We start from the raw sequence: 18,051 nt of genomic DNA on the forward strand, positions 1-18,051 counted from the left end.
GACCCTTGATGAAGTTCTCTATTAAGGCCTATCTTACTGATTGAAACTGGAGAGCTCAATGATTAAAGCACACAACACAGATAAAATAGGCACCCTCTACGTGGTTGCAACGCCAATTGGTAACTTAGGCGACATCAGCGAACGCGCCTTAGCAACATTATCTGACGTTGACTTAATCGCGGCTGAAGATACACGCCATACAGGTAAATTACTTAGTCACTTTAATATTAAAGCAAAAACATTTGCGCTACATGATCACAATGAAAAACAAAAAGCACAGCAGGTGCTTGATTGGCTAAATGAAGGCTTGGATATTGCGTTAGTATCAGATGCAGGCACGCCTCTGATTAGTGACCCTGGTTATTCGGTTGTAAACTTATGTCGAGCACAAGGTGCGAATGTCACACCCGTGCCGGGAGCATGTGCGGCGATAACGGCAGTCAGTTGTTCAGGGCTACCGACAGACAGGTTTCAGTTCGTGGGATTCACACCTGCGAAAAGCCAAGCACGCCAGCAGTTTTTTATCGATGCTTACGAGAGCCACATTACCAGCATCATGTACGAAAGTACGCACCGGATCATGGCCAGTTTAGATGACTTGAAAGCGGCATTGGGTTCGCAGCAACAGGTGGTTTTTGCCAAAGAGCTGACGAAAACCTATGAAACATTTTTCAGTGGCACGGTCACAGACTTGATTGAGTTTTTAACCGAAGAGCCGGAAAAGCAACGGGGTGAATTAGTCCTGATGTTACCTGGTAAGCCAAAGCAGCAAGAAGAAATTCCAGCCGATGCAAAGCGGATGCTATCGCTACTAGAACCTGAAATGCCATTGAAAAAAGCATGTGGTGTGGTGGCTGAGTACTTTGGTTTAAAAAAGAATGCACTATATAAAGCGGCAATTGCAGAAAAAGAGCAGTAAAAGCGTGAGCTTTGCCTCGGTTTACCGTATAATCCGCCGCGAGTCAGCCGGATAATCGCTGCCTGTGACGAAAATGATCAGGGGGAGGAAAGTCCGGGCTCCACAGGGCAGGGTGCCAGCTAACGGCTGGGAGGCGAAAGCCTACGACAAGTGCAGCAGAGAGAAGACCGCCAACTTTCGAGTTGGTAAGGGTGAAAGGGTGCGGTAAGAGCGCACCGGGCCACTGGTAACAGTTGGTTGCAAGGTAAACTCCACCCGGAGCAAGACCAAATAGGGTTCCTTATGGCGTGGCCCACGTTGGAACCGGGTAGGTTGCTTGAGCCTAGGAGCGATCCTAGGCCTAGACGAATGATTATCTATTACAGAACCCGGCTTATAGGCTGACTCACTCATTAAGAAAAAAGCTCACACATTAGTGTGAGCTTTTTTTATGTCATTTTTAAGCGGACTAAATAATTTGTACTTTAAAAAATAAAAAGGCTCATTCTAATAATAAGCCTTTATTTAAACTATTTGTTCAATATGGATGAGTGTGCTTACGCTTTTTTACTCGCAACCCATTCATCAACGAACTTTTCTAATACGTTCAGTGGTAATGGACCACTCTTAAGAACAACATCATGAAATTGGCGGATATCAAACTTATCACCTAGTTCTTTCTTAGCCGCTTCACGAAGCTCTACTATCTTTAACATACCAATTTTATATGCCGTTGCTTGCGAAGGCATAACAACATGACGCTCTACCATTTTAACCGCATCAGATTTTGCATTCGGTGTATTGTTTACATAATAATCAATACCTTCTTGGCGAGTCCACTTCATCGCATGAATACCAGTATCAACAACAAGACGACATGCACGCCATAATTCCATTGCTAGACGACCAAAATCAGAATAAGGGTCTTCATATAATCCCATTTCTTTTGGTACTAACTCTGAATATAGTCCCCAACCTTCAGTGTACGCTGTATAGCGACCGAACTTACGGAACTTAGGGACACCCTCAAGTTCTTGTGCGATGGCAATTTGCATGTGGTGGCCAGGAATACCTTCATGGTAAGCCAATGCTTCCATTTGGTAAGTGGGCATTGCTTCCATGTCATACAGGTTTGCGTAATAAACACCTGGACGAGAGCCATCTGGCGCAGGTTGCTGATAGAAGGCTTTACCCGCTGCTTTTTCTCTAAATGCTTCAACACGTTTAACAGTCATGTCTGCTTTTGGTTTGATAATAAACAGTTCATCAAGACGAGACTTCATGTTATCTATCATCGCAGTTGCATCTTTAAGGTACTTCTCTTTACCTTCCTCGGTGTTCGGTAAGTAAAACTGCTTGTCAGTTTTCATGAACTCCATAAATGCTGCTAAGTCGCCTTTAAAGCCTACTTTTTCTTTTATTTCACGCATTTCGTCATGAATACGTGCAACCTCCGAAAGCCCTATAGTGTGGATTTCTTTGGCTGTTAAATCAGTGGTCGTAGTACGAGCTAGTGCGTTGTTAAAGAATTGCTCACCATTTGGAAATTTCCATGCACCATCACGGCTATCTGCTTTTTTCTCTAGCTTGGCTAAGTAGTTAATTAGTTTGCTGTAAGCAGGCTTAACCGCCACCTTTAATGCTTGAGTTGCGTCATCGATAAGTGCAGACTTTTCACTCTCCGTAATTTCTAGCTTGGCAACTTTACGTTTAAAGTCAGCTAGCAGAGTTGAATCATCACCTTTTTCAAAAGGTGCACCAACAATGATGTTTTTACTTGATTCAATGACGTGTGGGAACACAAACTTTGGCGCAATAATGCCTTTATTCATTCGAGTCTCTAAACCATCAATCAATTGGTCAAAAACCACTGGAACACCATTTAATCGAGCAATGTAATCTTTTGCTTCTTTTACATTACCAATTTGGTGCTGATTGATTAAAAATGCCGGTATCATCGAATGTGTACCAAACATCTGGTTTACTGGGTAGTTATGATGACGCCATTTAAAATCGGCAATGTCGTTTTCTAAACTTTGTTGCATTAAGTCGTAACTAACCTGAGTCGCTTCATCGAGTTTGTTACGGTCAATACTGTTAAGTGTGACTAGATTCTTTTTCGTGATCGCAAGTTCTTTAAGCGTATTTTCTTCAGTATCATCATCCCACTTATCGTAGTCTTGTTTGATCCCCATATATGTTTGGTATATGGGGCTGCGCATTACACTGCTTGTGAATACTTCTTCGAAAAACGCGTTGGCTTTGGTGATTTCACTCTGTTCAACTTGAACTTGTGGTGCAGGAGCAGGTTTATCAGCTGTTTGCTGACAACCACCTAATAAAGCTACGCTAATTGCAGCAGCAATAAAGGTCAGTTTACGCATCATTATACCCTTTTTTATTTATGTGCCATATGGCGGTAATTTGTCATTTAGTATTGGTTCATTGGCGGGTAAGTCGCCAACCTAGACAAATAATTCTAGCAGGTCATTTAAATATCTGTGGCCCTTATTTGTAACCAACCATGACAAACCGTTATCTGAAAGCAGTCCTTGGGCCAATGCTTGCTCTATCGGAGCATGTACATCAGCGAATGAAAGCCCAGTAAAATCAATAAATGCTTGTTTATCACAAGGGGCTTGCAATCGAAAGCAATTCATAAAAAATTCAAATGCTCGATCGGATTTATCGACTTGCCAACTCTTATATACGTAGGGTTTAGATAAGTCCATATACCCGCGAGGGTGTTTTACTTTTTCAGTTCGTAAAATATGATTTTTTTCAGGCTGTGTAATTTTGCCATGAGCACCACAACCAATACCAAGATAATCGCCGAACTGCCAATAATTGAGGTTATGGCGACACTGAAACTGGGGTTTAGCATATCCCGATATTTCGTAGTGCTGATACCCTGCCTCAGCTAACATAGCTTGGCCTTGCTCTTGTATATCCCAAAGAATTTCATCTTCAGGAAGGGTTGGGGGTTTTGAGGCAAATTGGGTGTTGGGCTCAATGGTTAATTGATACCAAGATATATGAGGTGGCTCAAGCTCTATTACACGCTTTAAATCGCTGAGTGCGTCATCAATGTTTTGCCCTGGTAGGCCATGCATCAAGTCCATATTAAATGCTCGGAGGCCGGCAGATTGAGCTTCATAAGCTGCGTTAATGGCTTCTTGTTCCCCATGGATCCTACCAAGCGCTTTTAGTTTATCTGTTTGTAAGCTTTGTACGCCAATAGAGATACGATTAATGCCTGCGTCGGCATACCGCTTAAAACGGTCTGTTTCTACCGTTCCAGGGTTCGCCTCTAAAGTAATTTCAATACCATCCTCAAACCCAATTAAGCGCTCCACTTCAGAAAGTAGTCGGACATAGGCGTCTGCTGACAATAAACTCGGTGTGCCGCCACCAATAAATATACTGTGGAGCTTTCTACCTTGCACGAGTGACAAATCCGCTTTTAGGTCGTCAATAAGGTGTTGGACATACTCTTTTTCGGGAATGGTGCCTTTTTTACTATGGCTGTTGAAGTCGCAATAAGGACACTTTTGCACGCACCAAGGTACGTGCACATATAAACTTAACGGAGGTAACTTCACATAATCGCCTTAAACTGCGCAAGTAGCATCTGCAATGCTTGACCACGATGGCTAATTGCATTTTTTTGCTCCTTCGTTAATTGCGCTGATGTACATCCTTCACTTGGTACATAAAATACGGGATCGTATCCAAACCCTTCACGGCCTTGTTGTGTTAGGGTAATTTCCCCTTCCCAACAGGCTTGGCAGATGATTGGCGTTGGGTCGTGTTCGTGGCGCATGTAAACCAGTACACACCAAAAACGTGCGGTTCTTTGCTCTATATTGGTTAATTCTAACAGTAATTTATCGATATTGTCTTGATCGCTTGCATCGGGTCCTGCAAAGCGTGCTGAGTAAACGCCAGGCGCGCCTTTTAGCGCATCGACTTCAATGCCTGAGTCATCGGCTATTGCCGGTAGACCAGTTATTTTTGCAGCATGACGCGCTTTAATTATGGCATTCTCTACGAAAGTGGTCCCTGTTTCGGCAATTTCACCGACGTTAAATTGACTTTGGGGTAACACGTCAATATGGAGTGAGGCGAGCATTGCAGCGAGTTCTTTTACTTTGCCTTGATTACCCGTTGCGAGAACAACTTGTTGACTCATATTTAATTAATCCACATAAAATTTTTGTTGGAAGCTTAATACTTGATGGTTATTCCCTTGCGAAATATTGACTTTAAAGCGATAAACCTCTTCATTTCGAAAATCGACTTGGGCAAGGTAGTATATAGCATCGCCGTCTACTACCTCCTTAAATTCCAAGGTTTGTTTACTGCCAAGCAAGTTGCGAGTTTCGCCTGTTAAATTTGCTTTTAACGCGGGGTTGCCCTGTTTCTTTGCTAATACTGAAATATTAATTATGCCTTTGTAATTACTGCGTTCAAGGCCATAGGCTTTGGCAATATTGGGCTGAATAAACGTTGATGGAAATGCGATGTAATGCACTTGCCATGGGCCTAAGTTTTTAAATTGCCCCCCTTGTGTTGAATTTGCATAACAAGATAAGCTAAAAGCTAAGGTAACGAGTAATAGAAATAATTTTTTCACTGGTCTTCCTGAAGGGCACTAATCAGTGCCCAAATTAAATTAGCGCAACAAATCGGTTACTAAAATTTGTAAAAACTGCATACCAATAATAAGAACTAGAATCGATAAGTCTAAGCCACCTAGCGGGGGAATGACTTTACGGATAGGGCGCAACATAGGTTCTGTAAGTTGTTCAAAAACAGCGGCAGTTGGATTATAACCTTGTGAAACCCAACTCAAAACAGCACGAATTATCAGGATCCAAAATACTAAGCTGAAAGCTTCTTTAAACACTGTCATAACGCCCGATATGGCCGCGCCTATGCCATTCCAACCGCCATAAAATAGCACCATTAATAGGGATACTTTGGCAAAGCCAATTAAAAAAGCTAAGACTAAAGATGCTAAATCTAACCCGCCAGCGCCAGGAATTATCTTACGCAGGGGATTAACCGCAAACGAGGTTGCTTTTACAACGGTTTGACTTAATGGATTATAAAAATCAGCCTTCGCTAGTTGTAGCCAAAACCTTAACAAAACCACCATGAGAAAAAGATCAAAAATGATCCCGATTAAAAATTGCATTGCGTTCATAGTAAACCCTTATAATTCTTGTTCCATTTGTTGAGCACGTGTGATGCATGAGTCCATAGCATCAGCAACAGTTGTATGTAAGTTACATGATTTTAAGTGTTCAACTGCAGCATGAGTGGTTCCCCCTTTTGATGTGACATTCGCACGCAACTGGGAAATACTTATCTCTGGCTGAGACACCGCCATTTGTGCAGCCCCAAGAGCTGTTTGTTGCACAAGAGTACGCGCTTGCTCAGCACTGAACCCCAATGCTCGCGCTTTTTCTTCTATCGCTTCCATAAACAGGAAAAAATAAGCGGGAGAAGATCCCGTCACCGCAATAATATCATTTATTTGTGATTCTGTTTCTACCCAGGTTGCAATACCGGTACTTGAAAATACTTGCTCTATAAATGTGTGCTCATCACTGGTGAGTCCTTGGGCGAATAACCCAGATACGCCTAAGCCGAGTAAACTTGGTGTATTTGGCATACAGCGAACCATTTTAACCGGCTGGCCGAGCATTTCTTGCAATCTAGCAACGGTGATACCAGCAGCAACGGATACAAATAGTTTAGTGCTTAAATCGATGTCTGCAGTTTGCAGCGTTTCGCAAAGCTGCGCCATCATCTGAGGTTTGACTGACAATACAATGACGTCAGCATCTTGTAGTGCTGCTATATTGTCTGTTGTTGTTTTTACCTTAAAATCTGCAGCGACTTTGGCTAGCTTCTCTTCATTACGGTTGGTCGCGATAATACTTTGCGGTGCAAAGCCGCTCTGAATCATGCCGCCAATTATCGCGTAGCTCATGTTACCAGTACCGATAAATACAATTGTTTTGTTGGACATTGCCTTGCTTACCTTATTGTCTTTTTCCAAATATGTCAGTGCCAATGCGTACCATGGTGGTGCCAGCAGTGATTGCCGATTCCAAGTCGCCACTCATACCCATTGATAAAGTATCTACTTGAGGATATTGGTCCTTTAGTCTATCAAAGCAAGCACGCATTTGCTGAAAATATTCTAATTGTTTGGCTTTATCTGGGGTATTTTTGGTAATCGTCATTAATCCGCGTAAGTTTAACTGCCTGCTGTTATCGATAAGCGCTGCTAAGGGCTCTATTTCGTTGATAGTACAGCCGGATTTATTGTCATCATGACTGATATTCACTTGGATCAGAATGTTAAGCGGCATTAGGTTATTGGGTCGTTGCTCATTGAGTCGCTTTGCAAGTTTCTCTCGGTCAACACTTTGCACCCAACTAAAATTCTCTGCCACTAAGCGAGATTTATTTGATTGAATCGGACCGATAAAGTGCCACTCAATGTCACGATGATGCTTCAATGCATGAACTTTTTCTACGGCTTCTTGCACGTATGATTCGCCAAACTGACGATGACCTGCAAAATACGCATTTTCGATCATTTCTAAGGGTTTGGTCTTAGATACTGCTAATATTGTCACAGGGTGATCAAGTTGACAGTTTTGCTGGGCTATTTCGACCCGAGAATAGGCGGACGTTAGTCGTTCTGCTATTGTAACCATATTAATTATCAGCTCGTTGTGGAGTCATACATGGATATTACGGAATTATTGGCCTTTAGTGTTCAACATAAAGCCTCGGATTTACATTTATCATCAGGCGTTTCGCCAATGATAAGAGTTGATGGCGATGTTCGCCGAGTCAACATTCCTACCTTAGAGGCCAAAGATGTTAACTCGTTAGTTTATGATATTATGAATGATAATCAACGCAAAGACTATGAGCAAAATCTTGAAGTTGACTTTTCTTTTGAGGTTCCTAATTTAGCACGTTTTCGTGTGAATGCGTTTAACACCAGTCGTGGTCCTGCAGCGGTATTTCGTACCATCCCAGCAAAAGTGCTAACACTTGATGAGTTAGGCGCGCCTGATATTTTTAGAGATATAGCTGAAAATCCAAGGGGGTTAGTATTGGTTACAGGACCTACAGGGTCAGGTAAATCTACGACGTTGGCCGCCATGGTTGATTACATAAATGCGAATAAACACCATCATATTTTAACGATTGAAGATCCAATCGAATTTGTTCACCAAAATCAATTGAGTTTGATCAATCAACGAGAAGTTCATAGAGATACGCACAGTTTCAATGCGGCACTGCGCAGCGCTTTACGCGAGGATCCGGATGTGATCTTAGTGGGTGAGTTGAGAGATTTAGAAACGATTCGTTTAGCCATGACTGCAGCTGAAACTGGCCACTTGGTTTTTGGTACACTCCACACCACTTCAGCGCCAAAAACCATTGACCGTATCGTCGATGTATTTCCTGGTGAAGAAAAGGATATGGTGCGATCTATGCTGTCTGAATCATTACAAGCGGTGATATCACAAACTTTGGTTAAAAAAGTGGGAGGAGGGCGTGTAGCCGCTCATGAGATCATGTTAGGTATTCCTGCAATTCGTAACTTGATCCGTGAGGACAAAATTGCGCAGATGTATTCGGCGATTCAAACCGGCGCAGTTCATGGTATGCAAACAATGGATCAATGCTTAACGAATTTGATTAATCGGGGCCTGATCACGCAACAAGATGCGCAGCAAAAAGCACAAGATAAAAAACAATTTGGAACAGGATATTAAGAGGTTAATCCATAATGTTAAGTAACTATTTGCAAATGATGGTAGAGCAACAAGCCTCTGATTTATTTGTTTCCAGCGGTTTGGCTGTGAGTGCTAAAGTAGACGGAGAACTCAGGGCATTTGATGATCAATTACTAGATGCAGAAACATCACTTTCGCTAGTAGAATCAGCAATGAGCGAGAAACAAAAAGTACAATTTCATACTGAAAAAGAATGCAACTTTGCAATTGCAACTGAACAGGGGCGCTTTCGTGTTTCTGCATTTTGGCAACGAGATTGTGCGGGCATGGTATTACGGCGTATTGTCACACAAATTCCAGATGTAAATGACTTAGGCTTACCTTCAACACTGACCGATGTGATCATGGCAAAGCGAGGATTATTACTGTTTGTTGGTGGAACTGGCACAGGTAAATCAACGTCATTAGCGGCATTAATTGGGTATCGAAATCGTAATCAGCGTGGACATATTCTAACCATTGAAGATCCAATTGAGTTTGTTCATGAACACGCTAAAAGCATTATAACGCAAAGAGAAGTTGGTCTAGATACTGAAAGCTTTGAGGCGGCGCTAAAAAGCTCTTTGCGCCAAGCTCCAGACGTTATTTTGATAGGGGAAATTCGCTCACAGGAAACCATGGAGTATGCGTTAAGCTTTGCTGAAACAGGGCATTTATGTGTCGCTACCTTGCATGCGAATAATGCAAACCAAGCAATAGATCGAATCATGCACTTGGTTCCAAAAGAGAAACACGACAAATTAAAGTATGATTTAGCCCTGAATTTACGTGCGATTGTGGCGCAGCAACTGGTACCTTCGTCAAAAGGAGATGGGCGAGAAGCAGCTATTGAAGTGTTACTTAATTCGCCTTTGGTGGCTGAATTGATCAAAAAGGGGGATATTGGGGGTATTAAAGAAGCAATGAGTAAATCGCGTGACATTGGTATGCAAACCTTTGATCAGGCTTTGTTTGAGCTGTACAAGCAGCAACGCGTTAATTACGCTGATGCGCTTCATCATGCGGATTCACCGAATGATTTACGTTTGATGATTAAGTTACAAAATAATGAACAGCAAGGCGCAGGATTTTTGCAAGGTGTGACAGTAGATGGCTTGGATACAAAAAGCTAGCTATACGTTTATACTCGTCCTATTGTCACTATTTCCTAATGCATATGGTAATAGTGATAAGCATGTGCAAATGTATATTCGAGACGATGTATATAATGACTACGTGCGTTTTTTAGATGGTCGTTCCCCTTTAGAAATTACCGACTTTCGAGGGGGGTATATTCGCCGAGATGTGGTTGACATGATTTTGGTTCAACAGGCACTACTACTCGGTGGTTTCAATAAATCATTTATATACCAGACCGGCAATGTAAATTTCAGAAATACTTCTTTGCTACGTCAAGGTAAATTATTACTGAGTTTTGATAGTTATTGGTTGGCGGATGCACAGGCCGAAAAAAAAGATGTGTTTATAAGCGATGCGGTCATTGAAGAAGGGGAGTATTTTGCAGGGATTTATTATGCGCCCAATAATGCATCAGTAGAGAAAATAGAATAAATTAACGATCTAAAAGACCTGTCGGCTGTCAGTACACCACGTTGGCGCACGGATTGGCAAACATTGAGCTTATTACCACTTCAGCGCTTAGCTGTCGAGCATGAGTGGGTAGCACAGGCGCATATGGTCAGCAGAAAATGGGTAGACTTCATGCTGATGCCGTTGATGCCGAGTAAGGGCAATGAATATAAGTTAGAGGATATCCATTTAATTGCACATAAAAAATGGATTGTCCTGTTACTAGGAAGCCGTCACTTTGTGGTCTCTCGCCATCATGTTGACGGAGAGCGGGCATTTAAGGCATTACAAATAGGACTTGCACTTTTAAGGCAGCAAGGAGCAATAAAAAAAGCCTACTTACAGGCAGGCTTTACTCTTGATCTGACGAAATTTAAAATTTTAAACGCCTCAGAAGTTCAATGAGTGAGGCGCGTTTACGGTTACCGCTTTATTTACTGCCATACACTTTCAAAGTAACTCTCTAAAATAATAACAGCAGACATACCATCGACATTACCTTTACCAAGGTTTTTATAACCACCTTGTTCAAATAATCGGGCTTTGGCATCTGCGGTGGTTAATCGCTCATCTTGAGTTTCGACGGCAATTTTGAAATGATTGTTTAAGCGATTCCCAAATTTTTTCGCTGCAAACGTCACATGTTGGTTGGTACCGTCCATATTGAGAGGTAGACCTACGACTAATAAATCAGGTCTCCATTGTTCTATATGTTTGGCAATGTCATCCCAATTAGGGATCCCATCACGCGCTTTTACAGCGCCAATACTGCTAGCAGTCCCCGTTACTTCTTGTCCAATAGCAATGCCAATACTGGTCGTGCCAAAGTCAAAACCCATAATTGTACGCTGACCTTGCGGTGTTGATTCTTTTTTTGTCATGTTTATTAAGCATGCCCGGCTTGCGAACTGAGTTGCGCAATATCAATACCAAGCATTTGAACTGCTTTTTCCCATCTTTTTTCTGGTGGTGTGTTAAAAATAATGCCCGATTCGGCTTCAATCACTAACCAAGAGTTTTCGAGTAATTCAAGCTCCAGCTGCCCCCTTTCCCAACCTGCATAGCCTAAAGTAATTAAAAAAGAATCAGGACAGTTATGTGATGTGAGAGAGGCAAGTACATCTTTCGATGTGGTGATCATGATATCTGAACTAAGCTCTTGGCTAGACGCGTATCCAGGGGTGGGTGTATGCAACACAAAACCTCTGTCAGTATGGACGGGCCCGCCAGCAAACACTTGTTGATCTGCTGCTGAATTAGATTTGTCATTATCAATTTCAATTTTATCAAGCAACTCGCCAACGGTAACATCAATAGGGTGATTGACGACTAAGCCCATCGCCCCCTCTTCATTGTGTTCACAAATATAAGTGACGGTTTGTTTGAAAAAAGGGTCTTGTAAGTTTGGCATTGCGATTAAAAAATGATTTTCTAATGATTGCATAAGCTGACCCTCTAAATATTTTAATGAGTATGGTTTAGTTTTCGTTCAATCGCATCAAAAAGCTTGTCCATAATTGATATATCGTATGCAGCTTCAATTTCTTTAACACAGGTAGGTGCTGTGACGTTAATTTCTGTCAACTTGTCGCCGATAATATCTAACCCTACAAAAATAAGCCCTTTTTCTTTAAGGATTGGTGCAACAGCCTCGGCAATTTTTTTATCATCATCGCTAATAGGGCGAGCTTCTCCACGGCCTCCTGCGGCTAAATTACCACGAGTCTCACCGCCTTGTGGGATACGAGCTAGGCAATATGGCATGACTTCGCCATCAACCACGAGGACGCGTTTATCACCTTGTTTGATGGCTGGAATATATTGTTGAGCCATGGCAAAGCGGCTACCATGCTCCGTTAATGTTTCACAAATAACGCCAATGTTCGGATCGTCATGCTTAACTCTAAAAATAGACGCCCCACCCATACCGTCAAGTGGTTTTAGAATGATATCTTGATGTTTGTCTAAAAACGTTCTAATTTGCGCGTGTGATCGCGTCACAAGCGTATCCGGCGTGTGCTCGCTAAACCAAGCTGTGAATAGCTTTTCATTAGCATCGCGCAGACTTTGTGGTTTATTGACAATTAATGTACCCGTTTCTTCAGCACGTTCGAGCATGTAAGTAGCGTATATATATTCAGTATCAAATGGCGGATCTTTACGCATAAGAATAACGTCTAAATCACTGAGTGAAATATCTTGTTTCTCTTCTAGTTGGTACCAGTTTTTTGCGTCATCAAATACAGTGGCTTTAGCTGCGGTAGCCATAGCATTACCTTGATATAAATAAAGATCATCCATTTCCATATAAAAGAGCTCGTAACCACGAGATTGCGCCGCCATCATCATGGCAAAACCAGTGTCTTTTTTAATGTTGAAACCACTAATTGGATCCGAGATGATCCCTAATTTTTTTGCCATGTTGATACCTATATTAGCTTAGAATTATTTTATTCTGATATGGGGGTCGTTAGTCAGAATTAAAGAGCTAAATCACCAAATTGTAATTGCAGTGCACTGAGCACAGTAAGTGCCGCAGTTTCAGTGCGTAGTACTCTTGGTCCTAAACGTACATCAATAAACCCTTGTTCAGACGTAGTTGTCATTTCTTGATCAGTGAACCCGCCTTCTGGACCGACAATAAAGCGGATCCCAGAGCGGGGTTCTGGCAATGTTTTTATACTGTGTTGTGCTCTTGGGTGTAAGGTTAATTTAAGAGCATCGCATGGTTGAGATAACCAGTCATTGATATCAACAGGTGGATGGATGGTGGTAATGGTGTTTCGACCTGATTGTTCCGCAGCGGCAATGGCTATTTTTTGCCATTGAAGGTGTTTTTTTTGTAATCGTTCACCAGACAACTTGACCCCACAACGGGAAGTAAACAAAGGGGTAATTTCTGTTATACCCAGTTCCACCGCTTTTTGAATGGTAAAATCCATTTTATCACCGCGGGAGATCCCTTGGCCCAAGTGAATTTTTACTGGCGACTCACAGTCACGATCATTGAACTCAATTGGCGTCACAATCACTTTCTTTTTACTAATTTCTGTTATTTCAGATAAATATTCACCACCAAGGTTATTAAACAAAGACACATGCTCACCAACTTGCATACGCAGCACTCTCGCGATATGACCTGCTGCGTCATCATCAAGTGAAATAGGGGTGTTTAATTCAAAATTAGAGGGTTGAAAGATGTGTGGAACGCGCATAGTAGTCCTGTAATAACGGGGGAATAGAGCAATACTAAGCGTTAGTGACGCGATCGTCTAGTTATTCTCTGTTAGGAATAAGCGGCATTGGTTAAGTAATGTCTTCACTCTCGCTAAATTGACAAGATAAGTGATTATTGTGGCTATTTGATGATATTAACTGGTATTGATATCCATCAGTAAGCTGTTCAACTAAATATCGTTTAGGATGCAACGAATCTAGGATAAAAAGTTGTGCTTCATTGGCAAGCTTATAATCTAAAGATGAAATGAGCACACCTTGGATTTTATGGTGGTCATGTAAATAGGTCGCCAGTTCAGAGACGCTAATTTCGTTGGCAAAGTCGCAATAGCAATAATCGCTTATCAAGTTATCAAACATCATCTTAACTAAGTGGCGAGTATTATCGCCTGCAACAATGAGGTTCTCAGCTTGGTCGTTTGCTTTGAGATGCTCTGCAAGCTCTCGGCTAAATTCTGAATTACTATCTACCAACAAAAAATTGTCGAGGTTAATGGGCATAAATCCACCTTGTGAAGTCTTATCCAATTGCAGACTACACAGAAAACATATTTATAAGTAAATAGCCTATTGCGGCGAAAACAGCAAACTCTAAACAAGCAACACCGATATTATCTTGGTGGTCAACTTCAAGTCCAATGTCAACTTTTGGCAACGAAAGTTGGAGCAAAATCGTGCTTGCTACATAAAGTAGCACCCACATTGCACCACAGTGTAAAACGACGGAAAAGAGGTTTTCAACCACAGTAGCGCCATGGTAAGGCGCACTGTGTAGACCTGCATATATGGCTAATGCGAGCCCAATAGTTTTGCCAGCGTAGCGTATTCCAATGGAAGTATTTGCTAAATTAAAGTTTTGTTGTAAAGATGCCCCTTGGTTAACTTTCGCAAATCGACTTTCGCGTAACTTACTGTCTAAAGCAAAAATACCTTGCAGTAAAATAAAACCAAGTGTGACCACCAGTAAATCACTGATGCCACGCGGGTGCACCCAGTGATATAACGCCAAAACCAAAATACAATTAGCGATCAGCATGCCTGAGTCTACTAAAGCGGCACAAATATTCTGCTTTAAAATGGCTTGTTCTTCGTTGAACTTATATAAAATCCATTTCCGGTGGATATATTGACCCGCAGAAATGTACGCCAAAATAAGTATCAACAATACCGCAGCCCGCAGAGGTTGCTTTTGCGCAGCGGCCATACTGATATCATCAAATAGATAGGCAATACTAATGCAGATAACTGCAATTTGGCAGGCGTAATTAATACCTAACGCAAAATTGTCTCTTTTTGCCACTTCTTCATGCAGTATTTGCTTTGCTTTATATTGAATGATTAAACGCAGTGCAGTAACCACCAAGCAAATAATTAAAAAACTACTAATAATCGCAAAAAAATTGATATTGGCGAGAGACAAATAACTCATGGGCAGTGTACTTTTGGCTACGAATATTATTACTATAACGACTCCCAACTTATTGAGCCACCAAGCAATGGAGTTTTTTCATGTCGGATATTGAATTGCCACCTATTTTACAGTCATTAGCTTTAGCGCGTTGGCATGGTTTATATCCAGAGCATACAGTGGTAAAGCCTTTGGCCAATTTGTTGGCATTGAGCGATTTTGCATTTCGAGTGCTGCAAAAGCAGCCTGAATTAGCTTGGTGGTTATTAGATACCGCGCAAATGAATACACGCGAAGTCCTTGAGCCTTTACCTGCGGATTTACTCAGCGTCACTGAGTCGGAGTGTTTTCAACTGCTAAGACAATATCGACAGAGGTATTGGTTAAAAGTTATGTGGCTAGATTTGGTCAAAGAGAACGATATATCAGACAGCATTGCGTACATTTCAAATTTATCTGAATGCTTGATTGATGCCGCGAATCGTTGGGCATTTGCACATACTGTAAAACAGTGTGGTACTCCACTGGATGAGGCGGGGCAGGCACTTCCTATGTTAGTTCTCGGTATGGGAAAGCTCGGGGGGGCGGAGCTTAATTTTTCTTCTGATATTGATTTGATTTTCACTTATCCAAAAAATGTCTCTACAACTGGTGGGCGAAAACCTTTTGAAGCTCAAGTGTTTTATACCAAGGTGGCGCAAAAGCTGATTGCGGCATTAAACCAAGTTACTGTTGATGGGCAAGTTTTTCGAGTGGATATGCGATTGCGTCCTTTTGGGGAAAGTGGACCTTTGGTAATGAGTTTTGCTGCCATGGAAGACTATTACCAAGATCAAGGGCGTGAGTGGGAGCGATATGCAATGCTTAAAGCGCGACTGCTTGGCCATCACAGCAAATATAATGAAGAGTTTAAGCAACTATTAAGACCGTTTGTGTATCGTCGTTATATCGACTTTTCTGTGATCGAGTCATTAAGGAAAATGAAGTATATGATTGCACAAGAGGTGAGACGTAAAGGGCTTATCAATAATATTAAATTGGGTGCTGGGGGGATTCGTGAGGTGGAGTTTATTATTCAAGCCTTGCAAATGGTCAGAGGTGGGCGTGATGTTACATTGCAAACCCCATCACTACTTATTGCGCTTGAAGAATTAAAAAAGCTGGATGTGCTACCTCCTGATACCGCGCAATTATTGATTGATAGTTATTTGTTTTTAAGAAGAGTTGAGCAATATTTACAAGCATTTGATGATCAGCAAACGCAAACATTACCTGAGAATAACGTTGATATTGCACGCTTAAATACCTTATTAAAAACGGCAGACTTTGATGCAAGCTTGGCTGCTATTAGTCATAGAATGACTTCCGTGAGAGAAGAGTTTGCGCAAGTTATTGGTGAGGAACCACAAGAACAAAATCCCTGTGAGGAAGTGTATGGTTTTGCTTGGCTGGAAAGCGATTTTTCAGGCTTTTCGCAACAACTAATAGACACCCAAGCGCAAAAGTGGAAGTTGAGACTGGATGATTTTAAAGTGAGTTTGCTTAAGCGTCAAATGGGCGCGCGAGGCCGCGATATACTCGATAAATTGATGCCTCACTTGCTGGAGCAATTAATCACACAACACGTTTCTTTTGAGGTATTTAGTGATGTACTGAAGGTGGTGATCACTGTCGTCTCGCGAACAACTTATTTAGAGCTGCTTTACGAAAACCAAGGGGCTTTAAAGCAATTAGTAAAGTTGTGTGCCCACAGCCGCTGGATTGCTGAGCATATTGCAAAATATCCTATCTTATTGGATGAGTTACTTGACCCTGCGGCGCTTTATAAGCCGTTACCATTATCAGCTTATAAAGATGAGATTAGGCATCAGTTTTTACGTATCGAGCCTGAAGATTTAGAGTTACAAATGGAGGCGCTACGTCAATTTAAGCAGACCCAGCAACTACGAATTGCTGCGGCAGATGCGACTGGCGTGATTAGTGTAACGAAAGTGAGTGATCATCTTACTGCGCTGGCTGAGTCGATAATAACACAAGCCGTTGAGTTGGCATGGCAGCAAATGAAAGTACGCTATGGTATACCCTGTGGTGCATCGGAGGGAGAAAAAGGATTCGCAGTAATCGCCTACGGTAAAGCGGGCGGGTACGAGCTGGGATATGATTCAGATTTAGATTTAGTATTTGTACATAACCGAGATGGAGACAGTCATACGGATGGTATAAAGTCCATTTCAGCACGGCAATTTTACTTAAAATTGGCACAGCGATTAATGCATTTATTTAATACTAAAACAGCATCAGGTATTTTGTATGAGTTAGACACACGTCTTCGCCCAGAAGGGAATTCAGGGTTACTGGCTATCAACTTAGAGAGTTATTTTAATTACCAACAAACGCAGGCGTGGACGTGGGAGCATCAGGCGCTTGTACGCGCAAGAATGGTACTCGCAGAGGCAAGCATGCTACAGCGCTTTAATGAAATAAGAAATAGTATTTTGAGGCAACGTCGTGATAAGGAAAAATTACAACAAGATGTGTCGCAAATGCGAGAGAAAATGCGTCGGCATTTGTCTCAAGATTCAGAGTCTCAATTTGACTTAAAGCAAGGTCATGGAGGTATGACTGATATTGAGTTTGTTGCGCAATACTTAGTGCTAAATTATGCTCATCAGTCACCTGAACTAACACGTTACACTGATAATATTCGTATTTTTGAATGTGCAGAACGAGGCGGTATTCTCTGCCAAGAGGAAAAGCAGCTATTAATAGATGCGTATTGTTTATATCGAGACAGTTATCATCAGCAAAGTTTAGACCAGCAAGGACGATGTATTGAAATGAATAATACCTTCAAGCTGCTTGCAAATGGTGTGCGCGGCATATTTGAAAAGTGGTTATAAAATAAGATGCAAGGTATTGTCATTGATCGTTGAAACTGTACTAAAAGCTTATCCGGGTTCTTATATCGTCATAGCATAGGAGTTTTTACAGCACCTATGTTACCTTTCTTGCAGTGATTGGAAGTTCAAACACACTTGGCTGAAAGCGCAGTTGGGTATTCACTATGGATACCTCTTAAGCTGAGTTGCCCAATGATAAAAAAC

The 18,051-nt window shown here is 41.7% G+C and carries 19 protein-coding genes and 1 other RNA gene; 7 read left to right on the plus strand and 13 right to left on the minus strand.

Going from position 1 to position 18,051, the window contains the following annotated elements:
* Positions 1-58: 58 nt before the first annotated feature.
* A complete protein-coding gene (rsmI, locus tag J8L97_RS05520) occupies positions 59-919 on the plus strand; it encodes a 16S rRNA (cytidine(1402)-2'-O)-methyltransferase (RefSeq protein WP_192506336.1) in 861 nt (286 codons plus the stop codon).
* A 39-nt stretch (positions 920-958) separates the two neighbouring features.
* An RNA gene (rnpB, locus tag J8L97_RS05525) (RNase P RNA component class A) lies at positions 959-1,311 on the plus strand.
* 144 nt (positions 1,312-1,455) lie between these two features.
* On the opposite strand, the gene J8L97_RS05530 is transcribed toward rnpB, so the two are convergent.
* From J8L97_RS05530 to J8L97_RS05560, 7 genes are all read right to left on the minus strand, one after another.
* On the minus strand, positions 1,456-3,282 hold the full coding sequence (locus J8L97_RS05530; protein ID WP_211048173.1) for a DUF885 family protein: 1,827 nt from the start codon (positions 3,280-3,282) through the stop codon (positions 1,456-1,458).
* An 81-nt stretch (positions 3,283-3,363) separates the two neighbouring features.
* Positions 3,364-4,500, minus strand: coding sequence for a radical SAM family heme chaperone HemW (gene hemW / locus J8L97_RS05535; RefSeq protein ID WP_211048174.1), 1,137 nt, complete (start codon positions 4,498-4,500; stop codon positions 3,364-3,366).
* Positions 4,497-5,090, minus strand: coding sequence for an XTP/dITP diphosphatase (locus tag J8L97_RS05540; RefSeq protein WP_211048175.1), 594 nt, complete (start codon positions 5,088-5,090; stop codon positions 4,497-4,499). The genes hemW and J8L97_RS05540 overlap by 4 nt, the downstream gene beginning before the upstream one ends.
* A gap of 6 nt (positions 5,091-5,096) precedes the next feature.
* Positions 5,097-5,534 carry a DUF4426 domain-containing protein gene (locus J8L97_RS05545; RefSeq protein ID WP_211048176.1) on the minus strand — a complete coding sequence of 146 codons (438 nt, stop codon included), beginning with the start codon at positions 5,532-5,534 and terminating at the stop codon, positions 5,097-5,099.
* Positions 5,535-5,573: 39 nt separating this feature from the next.
* Positions 5,574-6,107, minus strand: a complete 534-nt coding sequence (locus tag J8L97_RS05550; protein ID WP_192506340.1) for a YggT family protein — start codon at positions 6,105-6,107, stop codon at positions 5,574-5,576.
* 9 nt (positions 6,108-6,116) lie between these two features.
* On the minus strand, positions 6,117-6,938 hold the full coding sequence (gene proC / locus J8L97_RS05555; protein ID WP_211048177.1) for a pyrroline-5-carboxylate reductase: 822 nt from the start codon (positions 6,936-6,938) through the stop codon (positions 6,117-6,119).
* Positions 6,939-6,951: 13 nt separating this feature from the next.
* Positions 6,952-7,635, minus strand: coding sequence for a YggS family pyridoxal phosphate-dependent enzyme (locus J8L97_RS05560; RefSeq protein ID WP_192506342.1), 684 nt, complete (start codon positions 7,633-7,635; stop codon positions 6,952-6,954).
* Between the two features lie 30 nt (positions 7,636-7,665).
* On the opposite strand from J8L97_RS05560, the gene J8L97_RS05565 reads away from it, so the two are divergent.
* From J8L97_RS05565 to J8L97_RS23930, 4 genes are all read left to right on the plus strand, one after another.
* Entirely contained in the window at positions 7,666-8,712 is a 1,047-nt protein-coding gene (locus J8L97_RS05565) for a type IV pilus twitching motility protein PilT (protein WP_010362491.1), read from the plus strand.
* A 14-nt stretch (positions 8,713-8,726) separates the two neighbouring features.
* Positions 8,727-9,845 carry a PilT/PilU family type 4a pilus ATPase gene (locus J8L97_RS05570; protein ID WP_211048178.1) on the plus strand — a complete coding sequence of 373 codons (1,119 nt, stop codon included), beginning with the start codon at positions 8,727-8,729 and terminating at the stop codon, positions 9,843-9,845.
* Positions 9,823-10,284: a hypothetical protein gene (locus J8L97_RS23925; RefSeq protein ID WP_312037126.1), complete on the plus strand. Its 462-nt coding sequence runs from the start codon at positions 9,823-9,825 to the stop codon at positions 10,282-10,284. The genes J8L97_RS05570 and J8L97_RS23925 overlap by 23 nt, the downstream gene beginning before the upstream one ends.
* 63 nt (positions 10,285-10,347) lie before the next feature.
* Positions 10,348-10,707 carry a hypothetical protein gene (locus J8L97_RS23930; RefSeq protein ID WP_312037127.1) on the plus strand — a complete coding sequence of 120 codons (360 nt, stop codon included), beginning with the start codon at positions 10,348-10,350 and terminating at the stop codon, positions 10,705-10,707.
* A gap of 29 nt (positions 10,708-10,736) precedes the next feature.
* Here J8L97_RS23930 and ruvX read toward each other — a convergent pair whose 3' ends face one another.
* From ruvX to J8L97_RS05605, 6 genes are all read right to left on the minus strand, one after another.
* Positions 10,737-11,183, minus strand: coding sequence for a Holliday junction resolvase RuvX (gene ruvX, locus J8L97_RS05580; RefSeq protein WP_210995857.1), 447 nt, complete (start codon positions 11,181-11,183; stop codon positions 10,737-10,739).
* Between the two features lie 5 nt (positions 11,184-11,188).
* Positions 11,189-11,746, minus strand: a complete 558-nt coding sequence (locus J8L97_RS05585; RefSeq protein WP_192506346.1) for a YqgE/AlgH family protein — start codon at positions 11,744-11,746, stop codon at positions 11,189-11,191.
* A 20-nt stretch (positions 11,747-11,766) separates the two neighbouring features.
* The gene (gshB, locus tag J8L97_RS05590) at positions 11,767-12,723 is read right to left on the minus strand and encodes a glutathione synthase (RefSeq protein WP_211048179.1); all 957 of its coding nucleotides are present in this window, start codon (positions 12,721-12,723) and stop codon (positions 11,767-11,769) included.
* A gap of 59 nt (positions 12,724-12,782) precedes the next feature.
* Positions 12,783-13,517 (minus strand): 16S rRNA (uracil(1498)-N(3))-methyltransferase, encoded by a 735-nt coding sequence (gene rsmE, locus J8L97_RS05595; RefSeq protein ID WP_192506348.1) that lies wholly within the window; start codon positions 13,515-13,517, stop codon positions 12,783-12,785.
* A gap of 91 nt (positions 13,518-13,608) precedes the next feature.
* Positions 13,609-14,040 carry a hypothetical protein gene (locus J8L97_RS05600; protein ID WP_192506349.1) on the minus strand — a complete coding sequence of 144 codons (432 nt, stop codon included), beginning with the start codon at positions 14,038-14,040 and terminating at the stop codon, positions 13,609-13,611.
* Positions 14,041-14,074: 34 nt separating this feature from the next.
* Entirely contained in the window at positions 14,075-14,968 is an 894-nt protein-coding gene (locus J8L97_RS05605; protein ID WP_192506350.1) for a hypothetical protein, read from the minus strand.
* A gap of 80 nt (positions 14,969-15,048) precedes the next feature.
* Here J8L97_RS05605 and glnE point away from each other — a divergent pair, with 80 nt between their 5' ends.
* On the plus strand, positions 15,049-17,847 hold the full coding sequence (gene glnE / locus J8L97_RS05610) for a bifunctional [glutamate--ammonia ligase]-adenylyl-L-tyrosine phosphorylase/[glutamate--ammonia-ligase] adenylyltransferase (RefSeq protein ID WP_211048180.1): 2,799 nt from the start codon (positions 15,049-15,051) through the stop codon (positions 17,845-17,847).
* The last annotated feature ends 204 nt before the right edge of the window (positions 17,848-18,051 follow it).

The organism is Pseudoalteromonas sp. MMG012, from assembly GCF_018100875.1.
GTDB classification, from domain to species: Bacteria; Pseudomonadota; Gammaproteobacteria; order Enterobacterales; family Alteromonadaceae; genus Pseudoalteromonas; species Pseudoalteromonas aurantia.

What these genes read in the sequence shown, in the direction of transcription:
- J8L97_RS05550 (WP_192506340.1), bottom strand. Translation starts at nt 6,107, where the DNA reads ATGAACGCAATGCAATTTTTAATCGGGATCATTTTTGATCTTTTTCTC.
- J8L97_RS05540 (WP_211048175.1), bottom strand. Translation starts at nt 5,090, where the DNA reads ATGAGTCAACAAGTTGTTCTCGCAACGGGTAATCAAGGCAAAGTAAAA.
- J8L97_RS05605 (WP_192506350.1), bottom strand. Translation starts at nt 14,968, where the DNA reads ATGAGTTATTTGTCTCTCGCCAATATCAATTTTTTTGCGATTATTAGT.
- J8L97_RS05585 (WP_192506346.1), bottom strand. Translation starts at nt 11,746, where the DNA reads ATGCAATCATTAGAAAATCATTTTTTAATCGCAATGCCAAACTTACAA.
- rsmE (WP_192506348.1), bottom strand. Translation starts at nt 13,517, where the DNA reads ATGCGCGTTCCACACATCTTTCAACCCTCTAATTTTGAATTAAACACC.
- J8L97_RS05560 (WP_192506342.1), bottom strand. Translation starts at nt 7,635, where the DNA reads ATGGTTACAATAGCAGAACGACTAACGTCCGCCTATTCTCGGGTCGAA.
- glnE (WP_211048180.1), top strand. Translation starts at nt 15,049, where the DNA reads ATGTCGGATATTGAATTGCCACCTATTTTACAGTCATTAGCTTTAGCG.
- J8L97_RS05570 (WP_211048178.1), top strand. Translation starts at nt 8,727, where the DNA reads ATGTTAAGTAACTATTTGCAAATGATGGTAGAGCAACAAGCCTCTGAT.
- J8L97_RS05600 (WP_192506349.1), bottom strand. Translation starts at nt 14,040, where the DNA reads ATGCCCATTAACCTCGACAATTTTTTGTTGGTAGATAGTAATTCAGAA.
- J8L97_RS05530 (WP_211048173.1), bottom strand. Translation starts at nt 3,282, where the DNA reads ATGCGTAAACTGACCTTTATTGCTGCTGCAATTAGCGTAGCTTTATTA.
- J8L97_RS05565 (WP_010362491.1), top strand. Translation starts at nt 7,666, where the DNA reads ATGGATATTACGGAATTATTGGCCTTTAGTGTTCAACATAAAGCCTCG.
- ruvX (WP_210995857.1), bottom strand. Translation starts at nt 11,183, where the DNA reads ATGACAAAAAAAGAATCAACACCGCAAGGTCAGCGTACAATTATGGGT.
- gshB (WP_211048179.1), bottom strand. Translation starts at nt 12,723, where the DNA reads ATGGCAAAAAAATTAGGGATCATCTCGGATCCAATTAGTGGTTTCAAC.
- rsmI (WP_192506336.1), top strand. Translation starts at nt 59, where the DNA reads ATGATTAAAGCACACAACACAGATAAAATAGGCACCCTCTACGTGGTT.
- J8L97_RS23925 (WP_312037126.1), top strand. Translation starts at nt 9,823, where the DNA reads ATGGCTTGGATACAAAAAGCTAGCTATACGTTTATACTCGTCCTATTG.
- proC (WP_211048177.1), bottom strand. Translation starts at nt 6,938, where the DNA reads ATGTCCAACAAAACAATTGTATTTATCGGTACTGGTAACATGAGCTAC.